This window comes from Bradyrhizobium tropiciagri (assembly GCF_018130505.1).
In the GTDB taxonomy this organism is placed as follows: Bacteria; Pseudomonadota; Alphaproteobacteria; order Rhizobiales; family Xanthobacteraceae; genus Bradyrhizobium; species Bradyrhizobium tropiciagri_B.
The window spans coordinates 354648-377058 of record NZ_JAFCKH010000001.1 but is presented as its reverse complement, the minus strand read 5'-3'; the positions used below and the strand labels follow the sequence as shown (position 1 = coordinate 377058).

21 protein-coding genes are annotated in these 22411 nt (G+C 65.4%); 12 read left to right on the top strand and 9 right to left on the bottom strand.

All coding sequences use genetic code 11. The features are described 5' to 3' along the window. Positions 1 to 71: 71 nt before the first annotated feature. The 4 genes from JQ633_RS01750 to JQ633_RS01740 form a co-directional block, all read right to left on the bottom strand. Positions 72 to 161 carry a K(+)-transporting ATPase subunit F gene (locus JQ633_RS01750; protein ID WP_016846764.1) on the bottom strand — a complete coding sequence of 30 codons (90 nt, stop codon included), beginning with the start codon at positions 159 to 161 and terminating at the stop codon, positions 72 to 74. 12 nt (positions 162 to 173) lie between these two features. Continuing rightward, positions 174 to 296 (bottom strand): hypothetical protein, encoded by a 123-nt coding sequence (locus JQ633_RS35375; RefSeq protein ID WP_283812732.1) that lies wholly within the window; start codon positions 294 to 296, stop codon positions 174 to 176. A 152-nt stretch (positions 297 to 448) separates the two neighbouring features. After that, positions 449 to 1315 carry a tetratricopeptide repeat protein gene (locus tag JQ633_RS01745; RefSeq protein ID WP_211981682.1) on the bottom strand — a complete coding sequence of 289 codons (867 nt, stop codon included), beginning with the start codon at positions 1313 to 1315 and terminating at the stop codon, positions 449 to 451. A 106-nt stretch (positions 1316 to 1421) separates the two neighbouring features. Next, the gene (locus JQ633_RS01740; protein WP_211981681.1) at positions 1422 to 2066 is read right to left on the bottom strand and encodes a FecR family protein; all 645 of its coding nucleotides are present in this window, start codon (positions 2064 to 2066) and stop codon (positions 1422 to 1424) included. Between the two features lie 450 nt (positions 2067 to 2516). Between JQ633_RS01740 and JQ633_RS01735 the strand changes: the two genes are divergently transcribed. The 8 genes from JQ633_RS01735 (at position 2517) to JQ633_RS01700 (ending at position 13938) form a co-directional block, all read left to right on the top strand. Continuing rightward, a complete protein-coding gene (locus tag JQ633_RS01735) occupies positions 2517 to 8972 on the top strand; it encodes a DUF5801 repeats-in-toxin domain-containing protein (protein ID WP_211981680.1) in 6456 nt (2151 codons plus the stop codon). A gap of 164 nt (positions 8973 to 9136) precedes the next feature. After that, on the top strand, positions 9137 to 9601 hold the full coding sequence (locus tag JQ633_RS01730) for a hypothetical protein (protein ID WP_211981679.1): 465 nt from the start codon (positions 9137 to 9139) through the stop codon (positions 9599 to 9601). Positions 9602 to 9616: 15 nt separating this feature from the next. After that, positions 9617 to 9892 (top strand): hypothetical protein, encoded by a 276-nt coding sequence (locus JQ633_RS01725; RefSeq protein WP_211981678.1) that lies wholly within the window; start codon positions 9617 to 9619, stop codon positions 9890 to 9892. A 115-nt stretch (positions 9893 to 10007) separates the two neighbouring features. Further along, a complete protein-coding gene (locus JQ633_RS01720) occupies positions 10008 to 10262 on the top strand; it encodes a hypothetical protein (RefSeq protein ID WP_211981677.1) in 255 nt (84 codons plus the stop codon). Positions 10263 to 10269: 7 nt separating this feature from the next. Next, the gene (dapA, locus tag JQ633_RS01715) at positions 10270 to 11187 is read left to right on the top strand and encodes a 4-hydroxy-tetrahydrodipicolinate synthase (RefSeq protein ID WP_211981669.1); all 918 of its coding nucleotides are present in this window, start codon (positions 10270 to 10272) and stop codon (positions 11185 to 11187) included. Positions 11188 to 11248: 61 nt separating this feature from the next. Continuing rightward, positions 11249 to 11668, top strand: a complete 420-nt coding sequence (locus JQ633_RS01710) for a GFA family protein (protein WP_211981666.1) — start codon at positions 11249 to 11251, stop codon at positions 11666 to 11668. Positions 11669 to 11794: 126 nt separating this feature from the next. Beyond that, positions 11795 to 13180 carry an NfeD family protein gene (locus JQ633_RS01705; protein ID WP_211981664.1) on the top strand — a complete coding sequence of 462 codons (1386 nt, stop codon included), beginning with the start codon at positions 11795 to 11797 and terminating at the stop codon, positions 13178 to 13180. Then, positions 13177 to 13938: a slipin family protein gene (locus tag JQ633_RS01700; RefSeq protein WP_211981662.1), complete on the top strand. Its 762-nt coding sequence runs from the start codon at positions 13177 to 13179 to the stop codon at positions 13936 to 13938. Before JQ633_RS01705 ends, JQ633_RS01700 begins: the two co-directional genes overlap by 4 nt. On the opposite strand, the gene JQ633_RS01695 is transcribed toward JQ633_RS01700, so the two are convergent. Continuing rightward, entirely contained in the window at positions 13908 to 14105 is a 198-nt protein-coding gene (locus JQ633_RS01695; protein WP_211981659.1) for a hypothetical protein, read from the bottom strand. The genes JQ633_RS01700 and JQ633_RS01695 overlap by 31 nt on opposite strands. A gap of 1 nt (position 14106) precedes the next feature. Continuing rightward, a complete protein-coding gene (locus JQ633_RS01690) occupies positions 14107 to 14376 on the bottom strand; it encodes a hypothetical protein (RefSeq protein ID WP_211981657.1) in 270 nt (89 codons plus the stop codon). A gap of 247 nt (positions 14377 to 14623) precedes the next feature. On the opposite strand from JQ633_RS01690, the gene corA reads away from it, so the two are divergent. The 4 genes from corA (at position 14624) to JQ633_RS01670 (ending at position 19419) form a co-directional block, all read left to right on the top strand. Next, positions 14624 to 15640, top strand: a complete 1017-nt coding sequence (gene corA / locus JQ633_RS01685; RefSeq protein WP_211981654.1) for a magnesium/cobalt transporter CorA — start codon at positions 14624 to 14626, stop codon at positions 15638 to 15640. 118 nt (positions 15641 to 15758) lie between these two features. After that, complete coding sequence (locus tag JQ633_RS01680; protein ID WP_211981651.1) at positions 15759 to 16166, top strand: Hsp20/alpha crystallin family protein; 408 nt, start codon at positions 15759 to 15761, stop codon at positions 16164 to 16166. Positions 16167 to 16176: 10 nt separating this feature from the next. Continuing rightward, positions 16177 to 18552, top strand: a complete 2376-nt coding sequence (gene lon, locus JQ633_RS01675; RefSeq protein ID WP_211981649.1) for an endopeptidase La — start codon at positions 16177 to 16179, stop codon at positions 18550 to 18552. Between the two features lie 249 nt (positions 18553 to 18801). Continuing rightward, entirely contained in the window at positions 18802 to 19419 is a 618-nt protein-coding gene (locus tag JQ633_RS01670) for a hypothetical protein (RefSeq protein WP_211981647.1), read from the top strand. Positions 19420 to 19649: 230 nt separating this feature from the next. On the opposite strand, the gene JQ633_RS01665 is transcribed toward JQ633_RS01670, so the two are convergent. The 3 genes from JQ633_RS01665 to JQ633_RS01655 form a co-directional block, all read right to left on the bottom strand. Next, positions 19650 to 19925: a hypothetical protein gene (locus tag JQ633_RS01665; RefSeq protein WP_211981645.1), complete on the bottom strand. Its 276-nt coding sequence runs from the start codon at positions 19923 to 19925 to the stop codon at positions 19650 to 19652. A 94-nt stretch (positions 19926 to 20019) separates the two neighbouring features. Further along, positions 20020 to 21669, bottom strand: coding sequence for an OFA family MFS transporter (locus tag JQ633_RS01660; RefSeq protein WP_211981644.1), 1650 nt, complete (start codon positions 21667 to 21669; stop codon positions 20020 to 20022). Between the two features lie 311 nt (positions 21670 to 21980). Beyond that, positions 21981 to 22259 carry a sulfurtransferase TusA family protein gene (locus JQ633_RS01655; RefSeq protein WP_211981641.1) on the bottom strand — a complete coding sequence of 93 codons (279 nt, stop codon included), beginning with the start codon at positions 22257 to 22259 and terminating at the stop codon, positions 21981 to 21983. Between the last annotated feature and the right edge of the window lie 152 nt (positions 22260 to 22411).

The following is a 22411-nucleotide window of genomic DNA, read 5'->3' as shown; positions in this document are numbered from 1 at the left end:
ACGCCGAGCAGCAGCCCGGTGAGCACCGCGTCGGCGACGAGGATCTGGCAAAGCGCGAGCATGGCTGATACCTAGAAGCGTTCCGGGCGCAGCAATGCGTAGGTGAGGTAGAACAGCAGGCCGAGCGAGACGAGGCCGGCGAGCGAGTAGTCGAAGATCATCGCCGCCTCCCCTTACAGCCGTTCGCAGGCATAGGCGTAGCCGATGCCGGCTGCGAAGAAGCCGATTGCAAGCGCCGCCATGACGATGTCCATCATGAGAAACTCCTGTGCGTCACAGGGCGCGGCTGGCCGCATAAATGCCACCGCGCCGGATGGTGGTGAGGTGCCATCCGCGGCATAGGTTTTCGAGATGTGGCGAATAGGGACGTTATAGGAATCCTATAAGCGTCCGCCGGCCGTGGGGAGCCGCCTCGACGCCGCGCGGCGCTGCGGCGTTTGCGCTGGTGCTATCGCACGCCGTAGCGCAGGAAATCGTCGCCTATGCTGCCCTGGATCGCCCGGGCCGCGGCCATATCGGTATTGCCGCCGGACCGGTTGCCCAGCTTCAGCTTGGCGAGGCCGCGCCCGTAGAGCGCGCTCGCCAGCTTCGGATCGAACCGGAGCGCCGAATTATAGTCGTCGACCGCCGCAGTCAGCTGGCCGGTCTTCAGATAGACCAGTCCGCGCGAGTCATAGGTCGCGGCGTTGCCGGGGCCGGACTGCAGCGCCTTGTTGCAATCCTCGAGCGCCGCCTGCAGCGCGCCAAGGATCGCGCGGGTCCAGCAGCGTCCGTTCCAGACGCCGGGCAGGTTCGGCCCGAGGCGGATGGCCGCGTCGTAGTCCTGCGCCGCGCGATCGTAGTCGTTCATCTTCAGGTAGACGCCGGCGCGGTTGGCGAAGGCCTGGCCGTAATTGGGATTGAGGCGGATGACCTCATCGAAGGCCGCAGTCGCCAAATCGTAGTCGCGCTTCTTCAGGAAGGCCACGCCGCGGTTGTTGATCGGCTTGATGTAGCTCGGATTGAGCTTGCTCGCTTCGTCATAATCCGCAATCGCACGGTCGTAATCGCGTTTGGCGGCATAAGCGTTGCCGCGATTGTTGTAGACGGTGGCAAGAGCCGCCTTCGAAAGATCCTCCTGTTGATCGATCAGCGCGGTGCAGCCGTCGATGCGCGCGTCCGGCTGCGAGCGATCCGCGCCGCTGCACAATGCGATTTGCCGGAGAGCGTTGCCCTTCGGCTTCGACTGCTGCGCGACCGCCGACGACCCAAGCATCAGCAGGACGAGAAGCGGCGCCAGGCTGCCAAGGGCACCGCTCCTCAAACGAATCCTCATGACGGGCCCCGGCTTTGGCAATGTACAGTCGCTGATCTTCGCAAGTTGCCGGTCAAGGCCGAAGCCCTGACCGCACCGGGACTGGCCTGGGCTCAGGTACTTGTCCTTAGCATCCCCGACAGACGTCGGGATTGTACCTGTGAGCGACCAGCTGCCAGGGCTGCATCGCCGCACGCTTGCCGGGCTTCCGCATCAGCTTGCTGCTCTTGCCCTCTTCGATAAGGGTCGCGAACTTCACTGTGCCATCATCCGATATTTCGATGTGCGGCGTCGTGCCTCTAATTCCCATCGTCGCCACCGGCGTGTCGATCTTCATGTCGCCGGTCTTCGCGATGTTGCCGGCAACGAAGGTGAACGTTCCCTTGGTCAGGCTGAGCAGGCTCGAATTCTGTGTGCCGTTCGGATCGTAGACGAACTCGGTCATCACCATGCGGGCATTGCTCGCCAGGTTGAACGAGGTGCCGTCGGTGAAATTGATGGCGATCCGGCCATTGGCTTCGGTGCGCACCACATCGCCCAGATAGACGAGGTCGCCGACCTTCGCCTGGTCGGACGTGCTTGCCTGGACGACGACTGCCTTCGGGTGGTCGATCGAGGCCGATCCGGTGACGGACACCACTCGGCCGATGAGCGTCGGCGAAGAGTCCTGCACGGCGCGCTGGACGGTATCGTCCTGTGCCTGAGCAACGCCTGGACCCACGAGCGCCAGGACGACGCTTGCAAGCAATGAGCAAATCAATTGTGCGCGCATGTGATCCCCTCCTGTCGAGAAGATCTTGTCGTGTCACAGCCCGATGGTTGGATCCCCGAGCCGGGACCGCAGGACCTTTAGATTGATGTGCCAGGCCGACTGGTGCAGAAATGCCGCTCCGGAGCCTGGAAAAGTTAGGATAAAATTAAGATGTGGACAATCGAGGCACAGATTATACTATAAATTTTGTGGAACCGCACGCATAAAACGACAGCATTTCTGTCGTGTTTGCGGATGGCTCCCGGCTACTTGAAAGTTAGTTTTCTCTCTCGGAATTAGGTTCAAACAAGACATTTTGGCGGGCAACCATGGCTGCCGGCACGGGGTTTTTTGCCCCGGTAGCAACGGCAGCCGGACCAAGAAGACTGCAAAACCAGCCCTGCCTCAGTTTGCTTAGCAGGCGAGAAGCCAATGTTGATTGCGTCCGGCGTGGAGTTCGGGGACGCATGCATGGCCGCGTTGGGCCAGCAGCCCCAATTGATCGGCTACATTCAGAGCGCGACCGGCTGCAGCACCCTTTGGCGCGCGAACGGCACGGCCGTTCAAGCCGTGGCCGGCCTTCTCGTATGCGAGGGCGACGTCGTCGACACCGCAGCCGACGGGCGGCTCGCGATTCATTTCATCGACGGCACCGTCCTCAATCTTTCCGGCGACACGCGCGCGCAGCTCAACGAATACGTCAGCGATTCCCTTTGCGCGCCGCAATCGGCCCTGTTCGTGATCCCCCGAGGCATCTTCGCCTTGACCGGAGGAGCGCTGGCCAGGTCGGGCCTGTTGACCGTGGACACGCCGGTCGGCCGCATCCGCAGCCGGGCCGCGGCCGGCGGCTTCGGCATGCTGTCGCTCACGGCGCTGGTGTTCTCGCTGCTGCAGGAAGCCCGGGCTGCGGACCCCGACGTCACGATCCTCGACGACGACCGCATCACCTACAAGGACCTCCATCACGGCGTGTTCGAGCTCGTCACCAAGGAGGCGGTCCCCCGGCACATCATCGTCGAGGATCCCGGCGAGACGGTCGTCATCACCAAGCGCGGCTCCTCGGTCAGCGTCAGCCAGGTCGCGAATTCGCCGGCGCGAATGGAGGAGCTGCGGGCAATCCAGCAAGCCGCGCTCGGCAACTACGAGAAAGGATGGGAGGCAAAGGGCTCCGGTACGACCCCGTTCGACAGGTCGCAGCTGCTGCAACCGATCAACTTCGACCCGGCCGATCCGACCATTGCGCAAAATCCGCTGGCGGCGCTGCCGCAGTTCATCATCCCGGAAAACCAGTTGATCCCGCCGCGGCCGCCCGTCCTGGACCTCGGAGCGGGCCCCACCGAAGTCGACACGATCGCGTTCGACGCGTTCGCGACGGTGAGCGGGGCGTTCTCCGCCAGCACCAGCAATGGCGGAGCCTTGATCTTCGGCATCGGCGGCGGCGTCCTCGACCACGAGTGGGTCGGCAAGCGGGAATACGACGTGTCCGCCGTCGGCACGTATGGCAAGTTCTTCCTCAACAGCAAGACCGGCGCCTACACCTTCGTTCCGAACAATGACGCAATCAATGCGCTGAAGGCCAACACGACCCAGACCTTCGTGATCACGGTGTCGGACAGCAAGCTGTCGTCGAGCCAGGTCTTCAGCATTCCCATCGTCGGCACCGACGACGCCTCCATCATCTCCGGCACCATCGCCGGCGCGGTGGTTGGCGCGGTCGGCGTTGCCGAGGCCTCGCCCGGCCTGCTGATCGCGAGCGGCACGTTGACCGACATCGACGTCGACGATCCGGCCAACACCTTCACGGCCATCAGCACGCCGAAGAAGAGCGCGGGCGGCTACGGCACATTCACGATGACCATTGGCGGCACGTGGACCTACACGCTCGACAACGCCAACAGCGCCGTGCAGGCGCTCAGGGTCGGCGACACGCTGACCGATAGCTTCACCGTGACCACGATCGGCGGCACCCCGCAGCTGATCACGGTCACCATCCACGGCCCGCTGCTCGGGGTGGCGGGACCGGGCCCGCTGACGCCCCTGAGCGAGACCCATCTGACGGCCACGGCGCTCAACGACAATGTCGCCGGCTCCGCACCGGACGGCGCGCTGACGAAGATAGCGGCGGACTTCTCGACCGCGTTCACCTCGGTGCAGGGCACTGACGGAGCGACGATCAGTTACGCGCTGACGATCACCGGCGGCAACGGCGTCGCATCGGGCCTGGTCGATTCGCATACCGGCCTCGCCGACGTGCTGGTCCTCAACGGCAACACCATCGAAGGCCTCGTCGCCGGCGGCACGCTGGCGTTCACCATCACGGTCGATCCGGCGACCGGGATCATCACTTTCACCGAGTACCGGGCGGTGCAGCAGCCGTTCGGGACCAGTCCGGACAACGGCGAAGGCGTGTCGCTGACATCAGGGCTGGTCAATCTGGTCGCGACCGTCACCGACATCAATGGCGAATTCCAGCGCGCGAGCATCGACCTCGGCAGGCAGTTGCTCATCACCGACGACGGGCCGAGCATCGCGCCGACGGGCACGGCGCCGTCGCTGACGCTGAGCGAGACCCATCTGACGGCAACCGGGCTCGACGACAACATCGCCGGATCGGCGCCCGACGTGGTGCTGACGGCGATTTCTGCCGACTTCGCCACCGCATTCACTTCGGTGCAGGGCGCAGATGGCGCGACGATCAACTACGCGCTGACCATCGCCGGCGGCGACGGCACCGCGTCGGGCCTGGTCGACTCCCACACCGGCCTCGCCGACGTGCTGGTCCTGAATGGCAACGTCATCGAGGGCCGGGTCGGCGACACCGGCGGCACGCTGGCGTTCATCATCACGCTCGATCCGGCGACCGGGCTCGTGACCTTCATCTCATACCGGCCGGTGATGCAGCCCAATGGCACCAGCCCGGACGGCGGCGAAGGCGTCTCGCTGACATCGGGACTGGTCAATCTGGTGGCGACGATCACGGATCTCGACGGCGACGTGCAGGCCGCGAGCCTCGATCTCGGCAGCCGGCTGACCATCACCGACGACGGCCCGAATATCGCAACGACGGGGACCGCTCCGTCGCTGATCCTGAGCGAGGCGGCGCTCGCCGGGGCCGCGCAGACCGCGACATCGGGCGACTTCTCGACCGCATTCACGTCGGTGCAAGGCGCCGATGGCGCCACCATCGGCTACGCGCTGGCGATCGCCGGTGGCAGCGGCACCGCGTCGGGCCTGGTCGACTCACAGACCGGCCTCGCCGACGTGCTGGTTCAGAGCGGCAACACCATCGAGGGCCATGTCGGCGGCATCGGCGGCACGCTGGCGTTCACCATCGCGCTCGATCCCGTGACCGGGCTCGTCACCTTCACCGCCTATCGCGCGGTGAAGCAGCCTGCCGGCAGCGATGACAAGTCGCTGACGTCGGGCATCGTCAGCCTGGTCGCGACCATCACCGACAATGACGGCGACTTCCGCGCGGCCAGCATCGATCTCGCCAGCCGGCTGATCATCACCGACGCCGGCCCGACCATCGGGACCACGGGAACGGCGCCGTTGCTGACGCTGAGCGAGACGCATCTGACCGCGACCGAGCGCAATGACGGCATCGCCGGCTCGGCGCCGAACGCGGCATTGACGGTGACTTCGGCCAGCTTCGCCTCGGCGTTCACCTCGACGCAGGACGCCGACAGCGCGACGATCGGCTATGCGCTCGCGATTGCCGGCGGCAACGGCACGCCGTCGGGTCTGGTGGATTCCCACACCGGCCTCGCCGACGTGCTGGTTCTGAACGGCAACACCATCGAAGGCCATGTCGGCGGCATCGAGGGCATGCTGGCGTTCACCATCGCGGTGAATCCGGTGACCGGGCTCGTGACCTTTACCGAATTCCGCGCGGTGAAGCAGTCCTCGGCCACCAATCCGGACAGCGGCGAAGGCATCGCGCTGACACCGAACATCGTCAGCCTGGTCGCGACGATCACCGACACCGACGGCGACTTCCGCACGGCGAGCATCGATCTCGGCAGCCGGCTGATCATCAGCGACGACGGACCGGCCATCGGCACGACCGGAACGGCGCCGTCGCTGACGCTGAGCGAGACGCATCTGACCGCGACCGCGCTCAACGACAATATCGCCGGCTCGGCGCCGAACGCGGCGCTGACGTCGACGTCAGGCAATTTCGCCACGGCATTCACATCGGTTCAAGGCGCGGACGGCGCGACGATCAGCTACGCGCTGGCGATCACCGGCGGCAACGGCGCCGCGTCCGGCCTGATCGATTCCCACACCGGCCTTGCCGACGTACTAGTCCTCAACGGCAACACCATCGAAGGCCACGTCGGCTCGGCCGCCGGCGTGCTGGCGTTCACCATCGCGCTCAACGCCGCGACCGGGCTCGTGACCTTCACCGAATATCGCGCGGTGAAGCAGGCCCTCGGCACCAACCCGGACAGCGGCGAAGGCAGGTCGCTGACCGCAGGCATCGTCAGCCTGGTTGCGACCATCACCGACAAGGACGGCGACTTCCAGAAGGCGAGCATCGATCTCGCCAGCCGGCTGACCATCACCGACGACGGCCCGGCCGTCGCGGCCACGGGGACGGCGCCGTCGCTGACGCTGAGCGAGACGCATCTGACCGCGACGGCGCAGAATGACAACATCGGCGGCTCGGCGCCGAACGCGACACTGACGGCGGTCTCGGCCGACTTCGCTTCGGCGTTCACCTCCTCTCAAGGCGCTGACGGCGCGACGATCGGCTACGCGCTGACGATCACCGGCGGCAACGGCACCGCGTCGGGACTGGTCGACTCGCACACCGGCCTCGCCGACGTGCTGGTTTTGAACGGCAGCACCATCGAAGGCCGCGTCGGCTCGACCGGCGGCGCACTGGCGTTCACCATCGCGCTCAATCCCGTGACCGGGCTCGTGACCTTCACCGAGTATCGCGCGGTGAAGCAGCCGCTCGGCACCAACCCGGACACCGGCGAAGGCAAGTCGCCGACATCAGGCATCGTCAGCCTGGTCGCAACGATCACGGACAAGGACGGCGACTTCCAGAAGGCGAGCATCGACCTCGGCAGCCGGCTGACCATCACCGACGACGGCCCGACCATCGCAGCGACCGGAACGGCGCCCTCGCTGACGCTGAGCGAGACGCATCTGACCGCAACCGTTGGGGACGACAATATCGGCGGCACGGCGCCAAACGCGGCGCTGACGGCGATTTCGGCCAGCTTCGCCTCGGCCTTCACGTCATCTCAAGGCGCCGACAGCGCGACGATCGGCTACTCGCTCAAGATCACCGGCGGCAACGGCACCGCTTCGGGCCTGGTCGATTCACACACCGGCCTCGCCGACGTGCTGGTCCTGAACGGCAACACCATCGAGGGCCATGTCGGCTCCGCCGGCGGCAAGCTGGCGTTCACCATCGCGGTCAATCCGACATCGGGGCTGGTGACCTTCACCGAATATCGTGCGGTGAAGCAGGCGCTCGGCACCAACCCGGACGGCGGCGAAGGCAAGTCGCTGGCATCGGGCATCGTCAGCCTGGACGCGACGATCACCGACAAGGACGGCGACTTCCAGATCGCCTGCATCGACCTCGGCAAGCAGCTCACCATCACCGACGACGGCCCGACCATCGGAGGATTCGATCACGCCGTTCTCCCCGCTGAAAACGACCAAATCGCCAACGGCACCTATGACGTCAATTTCGGGGCGGACGGCAACGCCGGAATGCTGCTCGCCATCCACAACGGAGCCGTCGGCAGCACCGGCTTCAATCTGGCGACGTCCAACCTCGGCAACGGCATCACGTCGGTGCACGTCACAGGAAACGAAGCCGACTACAATTTCTATTATACGACCCATGCGGTGAGCGGCGGTGTTGAGCTCGACGCCTATCTGACAAATGCGAACGGTGCGCTGACCGATCCCTACTTCACGCTGCTGATCAATCCGAACGGAACCTATTCGTTCAATCTCGAGAGCGTCGAGATCCTGAAGGAAGTCACCGTGGCGGGCTCCGATTTCGGGGCTTCGGGCAGCGGTACACCGTCACTGACGTCGCCGGACGAACAACTCATCATCACCGGATCCGACAACAACGGCGTTCCGATCGATGTCAAGGCGTCGAGCAACGGCATCGCGGTCGGCAATACCGGGCTGCAAATGGATTCCAACGAGCGGCTGAACATCGCCTTCGTGCAGGAGCAGCCGCATGTCAGCTTCATTCTCACTCAGTGGCAGGGCAATGGCACGGCGAACGTCGTCTTCCACATCCTTGACGGCAGCACCGATATCCACGATTTCAGCGTCGACATTCCGAAGCCGTCCGGCGGCATCGCCAACGTCGTGGTGCAGGAAACGTCGGATACCTCGCTGATCAACACCCAGACCTTCGACGGCTCGACGAAGACCTACACGCTCTACGTCGGACATGAGTTCGATCAAATCCAGGTCGGCTACGATCACGCCGCAAGCGGCAACGCCACCTTCACCGTCAACGACATCACCTACAATCAGGAAACCACCATCCCGAGCACCGACCTGTTGTTCGATGTGTCGGCGTTCGACAAGGATGGCGATTCGGCGGCGACCAGTCTTCAGGTCGACATTCAAGGCGGCACGTCGCATTCGGCCTCGCTTGCATCCCCTGCCCTCGAGACATCCGCTGTAGCCGCTGCCGGCATGGCCGCCGCACCATCGGCGGACACCTTTCATTTCACCGAGCAGACGTTCAGTTCCGTGGCGCCGGAAGCGCCGGCCCCCGCAGCGCTCGACCTGGGCCCGGCATGGTCGGGCCATCACGAAGACGCCGTGGCGGCTTTCTCGCCACCCGCTGTCACGGACACAGCGCCCGCCATCGATCCAGGCAGCTACTTCAAGCTGGCTGTGGACCATCTCCCGCATGATCTGATTCTGTAGCGGCAAGGCCCGGCGGTGGACTGCCACGGTCGCCCCCCGGCCGCGGAACCTTTATGGAATCCCTATATATCCGCGCCCCGCCTCATCTCGTTTTCAAACAGCGGTCCGGCCATTTTGGGCCTGCGGCCAGCTGCGTTCGGCCGCGCGTGGAACGAGATGACGCCATGTCACTGTATGCAGAACACACCTCCGCCGAGCTCGGCGACCGGCTGCGCGACGCCTATGCGGTCACCGCCGAGTTCATGGCCGACATCATCGACCAGACCTGCCGGCGCTTCCCCTCGGCCGGACAGAGCGGCAAGACCGCCCATGTCGAGCGGCTGATCCGGTCGGGCGCCTGGACCGATGCGGCACTGGCGCTGATCGATCTCGAGCTGCCGCAATGGCAGGTCCGCCGCCTCGTCTATGACGAAGGTGAATGGCACTGCGCGCTGTCGCGGACCCGCGAACTGCCCGACTGGCTCGACCAGTCGATCGAGACCCATCATGCCGACCTCGCGCTCGCGATCCTGGCCGCCTACGTCGAGGCGCAGCGGATCGCCGCACCCGAGACCCGGCCCAGCGTGCCCGCGGTCCGCCGCGACGCAGGCTCGTTCTACGAGCCGCTGTTCGTCGACAATATCGGCTGACGCCCTGAGACTGCCATGGCAGCGAAGGATCTTCCGCAGGGATTGCGGTCGGCGCAGGTGCTGGTCCGGTTCGGCTTCCGGATGGCCATCATGATCGGCTTTGCGATGTTTGCCGGCGTCGGCTTCGGCAAGGGAATGGTCGCGCTGCTGTGGATGTCGGCGCTGATCTGCGCCTTCGTCGGCCTCGCCAGGCGCGAGACGCCGTTCGCAAAGCAGCTCAATCATTGGGACGAGATGACCGCCTATGCGGCGCTGTGCGCGCTCGCCACCGGCATCGTCCAGCACTCCTGATGCCCTCCGCGAAATCCTATGCCGCTTTTATGAAGTCGGCCACCGGTCGCGCTCGATTTCATATCCGGCCAGGCAGACATTGATCACGTGACTATCACTGCAAGGACACACCAACGTGAAACTCGTCGAACCTCCCTCGTGTAGTTCAGCATCTTCCATCGTCTTCATCGGCCGCAACCATCGCGGCCAGTGGGTGGCCCAGCAACAGAACGGCCTGTTTGGCGGCCTGTTCGTCAACCGCGCCCAGGCCGTCAAATACGCGCTGTTCGAGAACGGCCAGCACCCCGAAATGATCATCGAGCTCTCGCGTGAGATCGAGCTCGAGATGGGCGGCACGGCCGCCGGCATCCTCGAACGCCGCGTGGCCTGAGCCACCGATGATACCGCTGGCGCATCCGGCCCATTGGCTGTCGGGCTTCATCCCCGATCTCCCGACCCCGTTCGACGATCGCGGCAGGATCGACGCCGATGCGTTCGTTGCCCTGTGCCGGCGCCAGATCGCCGCCGGCGCCACCGCGCTGGTGGTCGGCGAGACCGCAGGTGAATGTGCGACGCTGGAGCCCGCCGAGCGCGAGCAACTCGTCCGCATCGCCGCCGGCATCGCACGCGGCCGAGCGCACATCATCGCCGGTGCCGGATCGAACGCCACCGATCGAGCCGTCACGTTCGCGCTGGCTGCGGAAGCGGCCGGCGCGGACGCGGTGATGTCCGTGGTGCCCTACTACAACAGGCCGATGGCCGCGGGCATGGCGGCGCATTTCCGCACCGTCGCCGCGGCCACGAGGCTGCCGGTCATCCTGCACGATATCCCGTCGCGGACCGTCAAGGGCCTGCCCGACGACACGCTGGCCGATCTTGCGACATCGGCGCGCTTCATCGGGCTACGTGACGGCAGTGGCGATATTGCCCGCCTGATGCGCCTGCGCTCATGCCTGCCGGCAAGCTTCCGCCTGCTGACCGGCGATGACACCACGTCGCTCGCCTGGCTCGCCGCCGGCGGCCATGGCTGCGTCTCGTCGGTGGCGAATGTCGCGCCCGATCTGTGCGTGGCCGTGCACCGGCATCTCCGCGAGGGCCGGCTTGCGCCGGCCCGCGACCTGCACCGGCGGCTGCTGCCGCTCGCCGCGTTGCTGGACCGCGAGCATCCCGCCGCATTGAAATTCGCGCTCGCGCTGCTCGGCTTCATGCAGCCGGCGACGCGGCTGCCGATCGTGCAACTGGATGCACCGGCCAAGGCCGAGGTCGCCGACGCAATCTCGGGCCTCGCCGATGAGTACTTCGCCGCCGCGCGGTGAGATTCGCCTTCAGGCATGCTAACCTTGGCGCCAAGCTTCAAAGGCGATGGGGCCGTTTTCCATGGGCAACGCAAGGTGCAACTGCGGGTCGGTCACGCTCTCGCTTCCGGACGAACCATCCAGGATCATCGTTGCCTGTCACTGCGTCGATTGCCAGCGTAGAACCGGTGCGCCGTTCGGCGTCGGCGCCTATTACCGGGCGGAGGTCGTCACCGTCTCCGGAACCACAAAGGAATTCACCCACGCCGCGGCAAGCGGCGGCGACATGTGCAATTACTTTTGTCCGCAGTGCGGCTCCACGGTCTATTGGAAAGTCAGCAGTCTGCCCGCGCTGATCGGCGTTGCCGTCGGCGCGATGGCAAACCCGAAATACCCGGCTCCCGTCATATCGGTCTTCGAGCAATCGAAGCATGACTGGGTTCAAATCGATGGTGCCGTCGAGCACTTCCGGGAAAACTATCATCCGAAGAATTCAGACTGAGACACGGCCGAGCCGGACTCAATCCATTGCAATGCACAATGACCGCGCGCGCACGTTGCCGTGACACCCCGGCCATATTGAGGTTCCGGACCTAAGCCCCATATGCTCAGCAAGGGAGTGCTTGCCGTGCAGACCTTAAGGGCTGCCCTCGTTGCGGTGACGGCGGTCATCGCGCTGCTTCTCTCCATCCGTCCCGGTACCGCGGAGGAGAACAGCCGCCTCGGCCTGACCATTTCGATCGACGGCGCGATCGGGCCGGCGTCGGCGGCCTATGTGAAGGGCGCCCTCGCCAAGGCCGCCGAGCGGCGGGCCGGCATCGTCGTGCTGCGCCTCAATACGCCGGGCGGCCTCAACACCAGCATGCGCGAGATCATCGCCGACGTGCTGGCCTCGCCCGTTCCCGTGATCGGCTATGTCGCCCCTTCCGGCGCCCATGCGGCGAGCGCCGGGACCTACATCCTCTATGCGACGCATATCGCGGCGATGGCGCCGGGCACCAATATCGGCGCCGCGACGCCGGTGCAGATCGGCGGGCTGCCGGGCCTGCCCACCGGCGACAAGGACGGCAAGGACAAGAAGGACGGCGACAGCCAGCAGCCGAAAGATGCCATGACGGCCAAGGCGACCAACGACGCGGTCGCCTTCATCCGCAGCCTTGCCGAGCTGCGCGGCCGCAACGCCGACTGGGCCGAGAAGGCGGTGCGCGAGGCCGCAACCCTGTCCGCCAACGCCGCGCTGCAGGCCGGTGTCATCGAGCTGGTGGCGCGCGATCCGGCCGATCTCATGAACCAGGTCGACGGCCGCACGGTCGAGGTTGCCGGCGGCAAGACGCAGAAGCTGGCGACCAAGGATGCGACGCTCGAGGCGATCGAACCCGACTGGATCTCGCGCCTGCTTGCGGTCATCACCGACCCCAACGTCGCGTTCATCCTGCTGATGATCGGCATCTACGGGCTGATCTTCGAGTTCATGACGCCCGGCGCGATCGGCCCCGGCGTCGTCGGCACGATCTGCCTGCTGCTCGGCCTCTACGCGCTCAACATGCTGCCGACCAACTACGCCGGCTTCGCGCTGATGCTGGTCGGCATCGCGCTGCTCGCCGTCGAGGCCTTCAACCCCACCGTCGTGATCGGCGCCGGTGGGCTGGTCGCCTTCGTGCTCGGCGCGCTGATGCTGTTCCGCGGTGAGGTGCCGGGCTACACGCTGTCATGGTGGGTAATCGGCATCACCACGGCGCTGTTCGCGGTGTTCTTGCTGGCCGTGCTCGGCGCGCTACGCCGTGCCGCGAATGGACCGGTCCAGGTCGGCGCGCAGGCGATGCAGGGCTTGCCGGCCGAGGTGCTCGACTGGTCCGGCACCACGGGTCACGTCTTCACCAATGGCGAGCGCTGGCAGGCGCGCGGCAGCGAGACATTCAGCTCCGGCGAGACGGTCGAAGTCGCCACCATCATCGATTTGACGCTGGTGGTGCGGCGCGCGCCGGCCGCCACCGGCGAAGGAGGTAAGGCATGATGCTCGATTATTTCAGCTATGCGGCGATCGCGCTACTGGTCGTGATCTTCCTGTCGCAGGCGATCCGCGTGCTGCGCGAATATGAGCGCGGCGTCGTCTTCACGCTGGGCCGCTTCACCGGCGTCAAGGGCCCCGGGCTGTTCCTGCTGATTCCGGTGGTGCAGCAGCTGGTGAAGGTCGATCTGCGGGTGGTGGTGCAGGTAGTGCCGCCTCAGGACGTGATCTCGCGCGACAACGTCTCGGTCAAGGTCAACGCCGTGCTCTACTTCCGCATCGTCGATCCCGAACGCGCCATCATCAAGGTCAACGACTACATGGCCGCGACCAGCCAGCTCGCACAGACCACGCTGCGCTCGGTGCTCGGCAAGCACGAGCTCGACGAGATGCTCGCCGAACGCGACCGGCTGAACGCCGATATCCAGGAGATCCTCGACAAGCAGACCGACGTCTGGGGCATCAAGGTCACCGGGATCGAGATCAAGGATGTCGATATCAACGAGACCATGGTGCGGGCGATCGCCAAGCAGGCCGAGGCTGAACGGTTGCGGCGCGCCAAGGTGATCAACGCGATGGGCGAGCAGCAGGCCGCCGAGAAGCTGGTCGAGGCCGGGCGGATTCTCGCCCAGGAACCGCAGGCCATGCAGCTGCGCTATTTCGCGGCGCTGCATGACATTGCCGGCGAGCGTTCATCGACCGTAGTGTTTCCGCTGCCGATGAACCTGCTCGATCACCTGACGCGGCGGAGCGAGGCGACCTGATCCGGATGATGCTTGGCCCGCCAGGCCGGCCCGGGGCCGCGCATGTAATGCGCCTCGGGCCGATAGAGCGTGGCCGGCTCCTTGCCGATCCAGGCGAGGAATTTGAACAGAGCTTCTGCGGCGCGGTGCAGCAGGGCACCGATCCCGAGCGATGACAGAGCACGCATCTCAGTAGTCCCACTTCTCGCCGAGCACGGCCGGCGGACGCGGATATCGCTCGGCGTCGCCGCCGAACGAGCCGACATTCAGGTTCATCTTGGCCCAATCCTCGTGACCACGATGCAGCAGCAGTTCGTTGCGCAGGCGGTGGATCTTCGCGGCGGCGATCCCGCGATGAATGGTCCGGAATACGGCACGGATTCGCTTGACCGTCCGCCGCAGCGTGAGGCGACGGGCGACCTCGACCGTCCGGACATCGTGTGAATAGAACAAGGTCATGTCCCACTCTCCTTCAGGCGGCGCGCACGCAGGGCGCACCGCTTCAGCCCAGAAGATGCGGAGATCAGCGTAGGATTTCGAGATGGCGCGCCGCAGTGCGGTATAGGAGCCGCATAAAGGCCGGCGTCCCTCGCAAACCGGAACGCAACGTGGCCGGGCACGTTGACCAGCGTCCATTCAGTGCTAGCCTTTTGTGAAAATCGATTGCCGCCAAGCGGATTCGATAACTATGCCGAGGGTGGACGCCATGAACCTGGTATCGCCAACCGTCGCAACCGCCGGACCTGTCGCCACCGATGGCGTGGTCGCGGCAGGCGTCTATGTCGATGGACGCCGCATCGCCAACATCGCGATCGATGAGGCCGCGAGCTGGCGTGGCAGGCCGGGCCATGTGGTGTGGATCGGGCTGCACGAGCCGGACATCGCGCTGCTGAACAGCCTGCAGCGGCAATTCCAGTTGCACGACCTCGCGATCGAAGATGCCGATCACGCCCATCAGCGGCCGAAGATCGAGCAATATGGCGACGCGCTGTTCATCGTGGCGCGTACCGCGCAACTCGACGGCGACAGCATCGCATTCGGCGAGACGCATCTGTTCGTCGGCGAGGGATACATCGTCTCGGTCCGGCATGGCGCATCGACGTCCTACACGCCGGTCAGGGAACGCTGCGAGAGCTGTCCCCGCGCCCTCGCCCGCGGCGAGGACTACATCCTCTATGCCATCCTCGATTTCATCGTCGACAACTACTCGCCGGTGCTCGAGACGATCCAGGACGAGGTCGAGACGATGGAGGCGGAGGTACTGGCGAGCGCGATGACGCGGTCGCAGATCGAACGGCTCTATCTGTTGCGGCGCGACCTCCTGCGATTGCGCAACGCGATCGGACCGCTGGTGGAGGTTTGCCGCAGGCTGGAGCGCGACGACCTGCCGATGGTGCGCGAGACGATGCGTCCGCTGTTCCGCGACGTCACGGACCATGTCCGCACCATTCAGGAGCGAATCGACGCGCTTCGCGAGGTGCTCGCCTTTGCGTTTGAAGCGAGCCTGCTGGTGGGCCAGGCGCAGGAGACCGCGATCTCCAAGAAGCTCGCCTCATGGCTGGCCATCGTCGCCGTGCCGACCGCGATCGCCGGCATCTACGGGATGAATTTCAAGAACATGCCCGAGCTGCAATGGGAGTATGGCTATTTCGCCGTGATCGGCCTGATCCTGACCGTCTGCGGCGGACTGTTCTGGCGATTCAGGCGCGCCGGCTGGCTGTAGGCGGCGCCGCCCCTTCTCGCATGCGATTTTATGCCGGCCCACCCTGCCCGGAGGGACGGTTTACGGTCGGCGGCAAGACCGGTAACGTCACCTCCCAATGCGACAAGGAGAGGCGCCGATGCGGCCCAAGGATCCCATCAACTGGATGCTGTCGGATGCGATCGAGACGCTCGCCCGCGCCGAGCGCATGCATCAGCGCTTCCTCAATCTGCACCCGCTCAGCGAGAACCGCGAGCCGAGCTGGGAACCGCCGATGGACGTCATCGAAACCGATGACGAGATCCTGATCTTCATTGCGCTGCCGGGGGTCGACCCCGACGACGTCGAGACCGCGCTGGACGGCGCGACGCTGGTCGTCAGCGGCCGCCGCGCGCTGCCGCCCGAGCTGCGCAATGCCCGCATCCTGCGCCTCGAACTGCCGCAGGGCCGGTTCGAGCGCCGCATTCAGCTGCCGACCGGCCGCTACACCATCAACCGCTTCACCGCGCATGGCTGCGTCGGTTTGCGGCTCGGCAAGTCGAGCTGAGGAGATCGATATGGCTTCCGACGTGTCCAACGCCGCGACGACATCTGCGCCGATTCCTTCCGATGCGCTGATCATCGTCCCCGCCCGCAACACCGTGCTGTTCCCGAACGTCATCGTCCCGATCACGATTGGGCGGGCGAAATCGATCGCCGCCGCCCAGCAGGCGGTGCGCGAGCAGCGCCAGATCGGCATCCTGCTGCAGCGCGACGCCGAGGTGAACGACCCCGGCCCCGACGATCTCTATCGTGTCGGCACGGTCGCCAATATCGTGCGCTACATCACCGGCGCCGACGACACCCATCACCTGGTCTGCCAGGGCGTGCAGCGGATGCGCGTGCTGGACTATCTGCCGGGCACGCCGTTCCTCGCCGCCCGCGTGCTGCAGATCCCGGAGCCGACCACGGACTCGCCCGAAATCGAGGCGCGCTTCCTCAATCTGCAGCGCCAGGCGCTGGAGGCCGCGCAATTGCTGCCGCAGGTGCCGCCGGAATTGATCGCGGCGCTGCAGGGCACGACCTCGCCGGCGACGCTCGCCGACCTCGCGACCTCCTACATGGACATCAAGCCGCAGGACAAGCAGGACATCCTCGAGACCATCGACCTCGTCGCGCGGATGGACAAGGTCTCGCGTCATCTCGCCGAGCGCATCGAGGTGCTGCGGCTGAGCCAGGAGATCGGGCAGAAGACCAAGGCCGCCTTCGACGAGCGGCAGCGCGAGGCGATCCTGCGCGAGCAGATGGCGACTATCCAGCGCCAGCTCGGCGAAGGCGACGGCAAGGCCGCCGAAGTCGCCGAGTTGACCAAGGCGATCGCCGCGGCCGGCATGCCGCCGGAGGCCGAGGGCCAGGCCCAGAAGGAACTGCGCCGCTACGAGCGGATGCCGGAGGCCGCCGCCGAGTCCGGCATGGTGCGCAGCTATCTCGACTGGCTGATCGACCTGCCCTGGGCGCTGCCCGAGGAGAAGCCGATCGACATCGCCGAGGCGCGCAAGATCCTCGACCAGGACCATTACGGCCTCGAGAAGATCAAGAGCCGCATCATCGAATATCTCGCGGTGCGCAAGCTCGCGCCCGGCGGCAAGGCGCCGATCCTGTGCTTCCTCGGCCCGCCCGGCGTCGGCAAGACCTCGCTCGGCCAGTCGATCGCGCGCGCGATGAGCCGGCCGTTCGTCCGCGTCTCGCTCGGCGGCGTGCATGACGAGGCCGAGATCCGCGGCCACCGCCGCACCTATATCGGCGCACTGCCGGGCAACATCATCCAGGCGATCAAGAAGGCCGGCGCGCGCAACTGCGTGATGATGCTGGACGAGATCGACAAGATGGGCCGCGGCGTCCAGGGCGATCCGTCCGCCGCGATGCTGGAAGTGCTCGACCCCGAGCAGAACGGCACCTTCCGCGACAATTATCTGGGCGTGCCGTTCGATCTGTCGCGAGTCGTGTTCATCGCCACCGCCAACATGCTCGACGGCGTGCCGGGACCGCTGCTCGACCGCATGGAGCTGATCAGCCTCGCCGGCTACACCGAGGAGGAGAAGCTCGAGATCGCAAAACGCTATCTGGTGCGCCGCCAGCTCGAGGCCAACGGGCTGAAGGCCGAGCAGGTCGAGATCGATCCCGAGGCGCTACGGCTGATCATCAAGGGCTACACCCGCGAAGCCGGCGTGCGCAATCTGGAGCGCGAGATCGGCAAGGTGTTGCGCAACGTCGCGGTGCAGATCGCCGAAGGCAGCACCCGCCACGTCACCATCGCGCCGAAGGATATCGTGCCGCTGCTCGGCCAGACCAGGTTCGAGAACGAGATCGCGATGCGTACCAGCATTCCCGGTGTCGCCACCGGCCTCGCCTGGACCCCGGTCGGCGGCGACATCCTGTTCATCGAGGCCTCGCGCACGCCGGGCCGCGGCGGGCTGATGATCACCGGCCAGCTCGGCGACGTCATGCGCGAAAGCGTGCAGGCCGCGCTGACCCTGGTGAAGAGCCGCGCCGCCCAGCTCGGCATCGATCCTTCCATGTTCGAGAAGAACGACATCCATATCCACGTGCCGGCGGGCGCGACGCCGAAGGACGGCCCGAGCGCGGGTGTTGCGATGTTCACCGCCCTCACCTCGCTCCTGACCGACCGCACCGTGCGCAGCGACACCGCGATGACCGGCGAGATCTCGCTGCGCGGCCTCGTGCTGCCGGTCGGCGGCATCAAGGAGAAGGTGGTCGCCGCGGCAGCCGCCGGCCTCACCCGCGTGATGCTGCCGGCGCGCAACAAGCGCGACTTCGACGACATTCCCGCCAGCGCCCGCAGCAAGCTGGAGTTCATCTGGCTCGAGCGCGTCGACGAGGCAATATCAGCGGCGCTCGAGGCCGCCAAGACCACGCCCGCCGCCGCGGAGTGATCGCGGACAATCGCGAAAACTGCGCCGGCAATGTCCACGCGACATTGCCGGCATCTCATCGTCATTTTGTTCCGTCTTGAACGTGGGGCGATCCGCCGCGGCGTTGCCGGCGGCGGCCGACGCGGACGCGCGTCAACCCGGCTTACGAGACAAATTGTTTTCAAATAGGATGAGCGCAACCAGCGCAGAAGGACATCAGCAAACGCGGCAGCGACCGCCCAAAGAAACGCCCAAGGAAAATTGCCAGCCATGACAAAATCCCTTGAAATCGAAATTGCCCTGGACGACCTCGAATTCCTGACAATCCACCATTATCGGCTTTGCATCGCCGCCATCGCCTCTGACGGCAATGCGGTCGTGGTCTGGCGCAGCTTCGACCATTACCTCGCGAACAATTCGTTCAGCCTTGCCTCACATTTCGAGGTGTTCGGCACCTCGTCCTTGGCCATCGGCAGCGTCGTCAGCATCGACACCGGCACCATGGCGATCGCCCCGGGCCAGCAGACCACGCTGACCGCTGACGCCTTCCTGCCGCCGGTCGCGGGCCGCGATACGGCGAGCATCACGATCGACAACCAGTATCCGCGGCCGATCCACCTCGGCGTAAGCCGAGCGCTGACCGGACCCGACAAGGTCGCGCAGACCACGCCGGTGTTCGTCTCACAGGCGGCCCTGAACGGCCGCGATGTATTCAGCTACACGCCGCGCGAGCGGCTGCGCGTCTGGTTTCAGGAGAATGTGGTCACCGGCACGATGCTGGACCGGGAGACGCTGGCCAACGGCCCGAATGCGATCGAGGTCGACCTCTCCGCTTCGAAGACCCCCTCGTTGCGCTACGAAAACGGCATGTGGTCGGCCGCCGGCTGATGGAGAGCGGCGTTTGACCTGACGTCACGCGCCTTCGAGATGAGGGCAATGGAATTGCGGCAAGCGGCCTCCCCACATCGTCGTCCTGGCGAAAGCCAGGACCCATAACCGCCGAAGCTGGTTGGAAGCGGGATAGTGGCCCCATCGTCGCGCGACAACACGCGACTGGGGTAATGGATCCTGGCTTTCGCCAGGACGACGCTGAACCCGGTGCAGCCTTTACATCGCGCTCAGGTCTTGGTCATGCATTCCTCGATGTAGAACCAGCGGTCGTCGCCGGTGAGGCCCTTCTGCTTCACCTCTTTGCGGCACGCCTTCAGCTTCGGCTTGTTGGTCTTCCACTGCGCCCGCATCGCCTTCAGCTTCTCCATCGTCAGCTTCATCTTCGACGGCTTGGCGGTGCTGGCGGCAGGCGCCGGCGTCGCCGGGGCCGCGGTCTGGGCCGAGGCGGCATGAAGACCGAAGGCGAGCAGCGCGGCGGCGAGGCAGGTCCGGGTAACAAACATTGAAAACCCCCAATTCATTCTTGTTCGTTCAAGGGAAAAGCGAACGCCGCAGGTTGCCGAACAATCGGCAGCCCGCGGCGGTCGAGCATTGCGGTCAGAGAATCTTGACCGCGCTGAGCAGCGTCATGTAGATGCCCCAGGCCAGCGGGATGCCGACGAACAGCCAGAACAGCGCGGCCTTGCCATCCAGGCTGCCCTTGCCGATCCCGAACGATCCGGTCGGCCCGGCGCCCGCGGTCGCCGTCGCTTCCTGCAGCTTGGCGACCTCGGCATCGCTCATGTGCCACTTCGGATCGACCGGCTTGATCAGGTAGTTGCAGATGAAGCCGGCGATCAGCATGGCGCACAGGATGTACATCGTCGTGTTGTAGAGCTGGTCGCGCGGCACGCCGGCGGCAAGCTGGAATTCACGGATGTAGTTCACCACCACGGGACCGATGATGCCGGCGGTCGACCACGCCGTCAGCAGCCGGCCGTGGATGGCGCCGACGAACTGGGTGCCGAACATGTCGGCCAGATAGGCCGGCACGGTGGCGAAGCCGCCGCCATACATCGACAGGATGACGCCGAAGCCGAGCACGAACAAAAGCTTCGAGCCCATCGCGGCGAAGGTCGGCGCCAGCGCGTAGAGCACGATGCCGAGCACGAAGAACGTGTAGTAGGTGTTCTTGCGGCCGATCTTGTCCGACAGCGAGGCCCAGAAGAAGCGGCCGCCGATGTTGAACAGCGACAGCAGGCCGGCGAAGCCCGCCGCGATCGCCGCGATCTGCGCCTTCTGCGAGACGTCGAGCGCGTTGAAGCCGACATTGGGCAGCCCGATCAGCTTGCCGGCGAAGATCTCCTGCAGCATCGGCGAGGCCATGCCGATCACGCCGATGCCGGCCGACACGTTCAAGCAGAGCACCCACCAGATCAGCCAGAACTGCGGCGTCTTGTGCGCGTTGTCGAGATGCACGTTCTTGCTCGAGATCATCGCATTGGCCTTGGCCGGCGGCGTCCAGCCGTCGGGCTTCCAGCCGGTCGGCGGCAGGCGATAGCGGAACGCGCCGATCATCATGAACACGAGATAGATCACGCCCATGGTGAGGAAGGTCTCCCAGACGCCGACCGAGGTCGGGGTCTTGAAGTAGGTCATCAGCCTGTCGGCCAGCGGCGCGCCGATCATGGCGCCGCCGCCGAAGCCCATGATGGCCATACCGGTCGCCATGCCGCGGCGGTCCGGAAACCATTTCACCAGCGTCGACACCGGCGAGATGTAGCCGAGGCCGAGGCCGATGCCGCCGATCACGCCGGAGCCGAGCCACATCAGCCACAATTGATGCGTCATGATGCCGATCGCACCGAGCACGAGGCCGCCGCACCAGCACAGCGCGGCGACGAAGCCGGCCTTGCGCGGGCCGACCCGCTCGAGCCAGCCGCCCCATACCGCGGCGGAGACGCCGAGCACGACGAAGAACAGCGTGTACATCCAGCCGAGGCTCGCAACCTTCCAGTCGCAAGTGGTCGTGAACAATTCCTGGAACAGCGAGATGTCCGGGCAGGCCTTCGGCGCGGTCAGGCCGATCGCGCGCGACAGCGGCAGCCAGAACACCGAGAAGCCGTAGGCCATGCCGATGCACAGATGGATGCACAGTGCGGCCGGCGGCACCAGCCAGCGATTGAAGCCGGCAGTCGCGATCGTCCGTTCCTTGTCGAGGAAACCAGCTCCTGCTCCGGCGACACTTCCGGCGCTCATGGTCGTCATTGAAACCTCCCCTGCAGCCGCCATTACGACAGGCGAACCGCTGTCTTCGATCCCGCTTCAGCCCCTCTGCGGCGCAGCTTCATCCTGCTGCTCCGCACAATTCCTCGCATGCGCCGGGACCACCACGCGCAGTTCGGAATTCTAACCCCCGACACGACCGAATATGCCGATCACACGGCGCTAATCTGGAAGCAGGCTCCCGTAGCCGCCGGCGCGCCTCCACCCAGGCACGATTCCACCTCCGCAGCGTCGGGGAGATTATCAATTCGTGCAGAACCGGGAATAGGTGTCGATAGGCAAAAGGTCGATATTCAAGGTTGTGAAGAGCTACGCGGCGATGCAGCATTTGCTTTGTCTATCGTTCCATTTGCCTTCTCGATCAAAAAGACAATGCGAACGTCGCTGCGCTCGGTGATCTCGACCTTGTCACCCGTCTCCCGAATGAGATTCGGGATATCGATCACCGACAGCGGATCGGTGCAGTGCACTTCGAGGAAGTCGCCTGCCGTCACGCTCTTGAGCGCCTTGCGCGTCTTCAGCGCGGGCAGCGGGCATTTCAGGCCGGTGAGATCGAGTTTCGTGGTGGTCATGAGGCGACCATGGCGAAGCCGCCGCACATCGTCAACGGAGCTCGCGATCTGCGTTCCAACCCTTCTGGAGGCGGTAGAAAATGGGGCACGAACCTGCGACCCATGAGCGACCACCCCGCGAACTGACACCGATGCACCCTTAATTTCCTTTT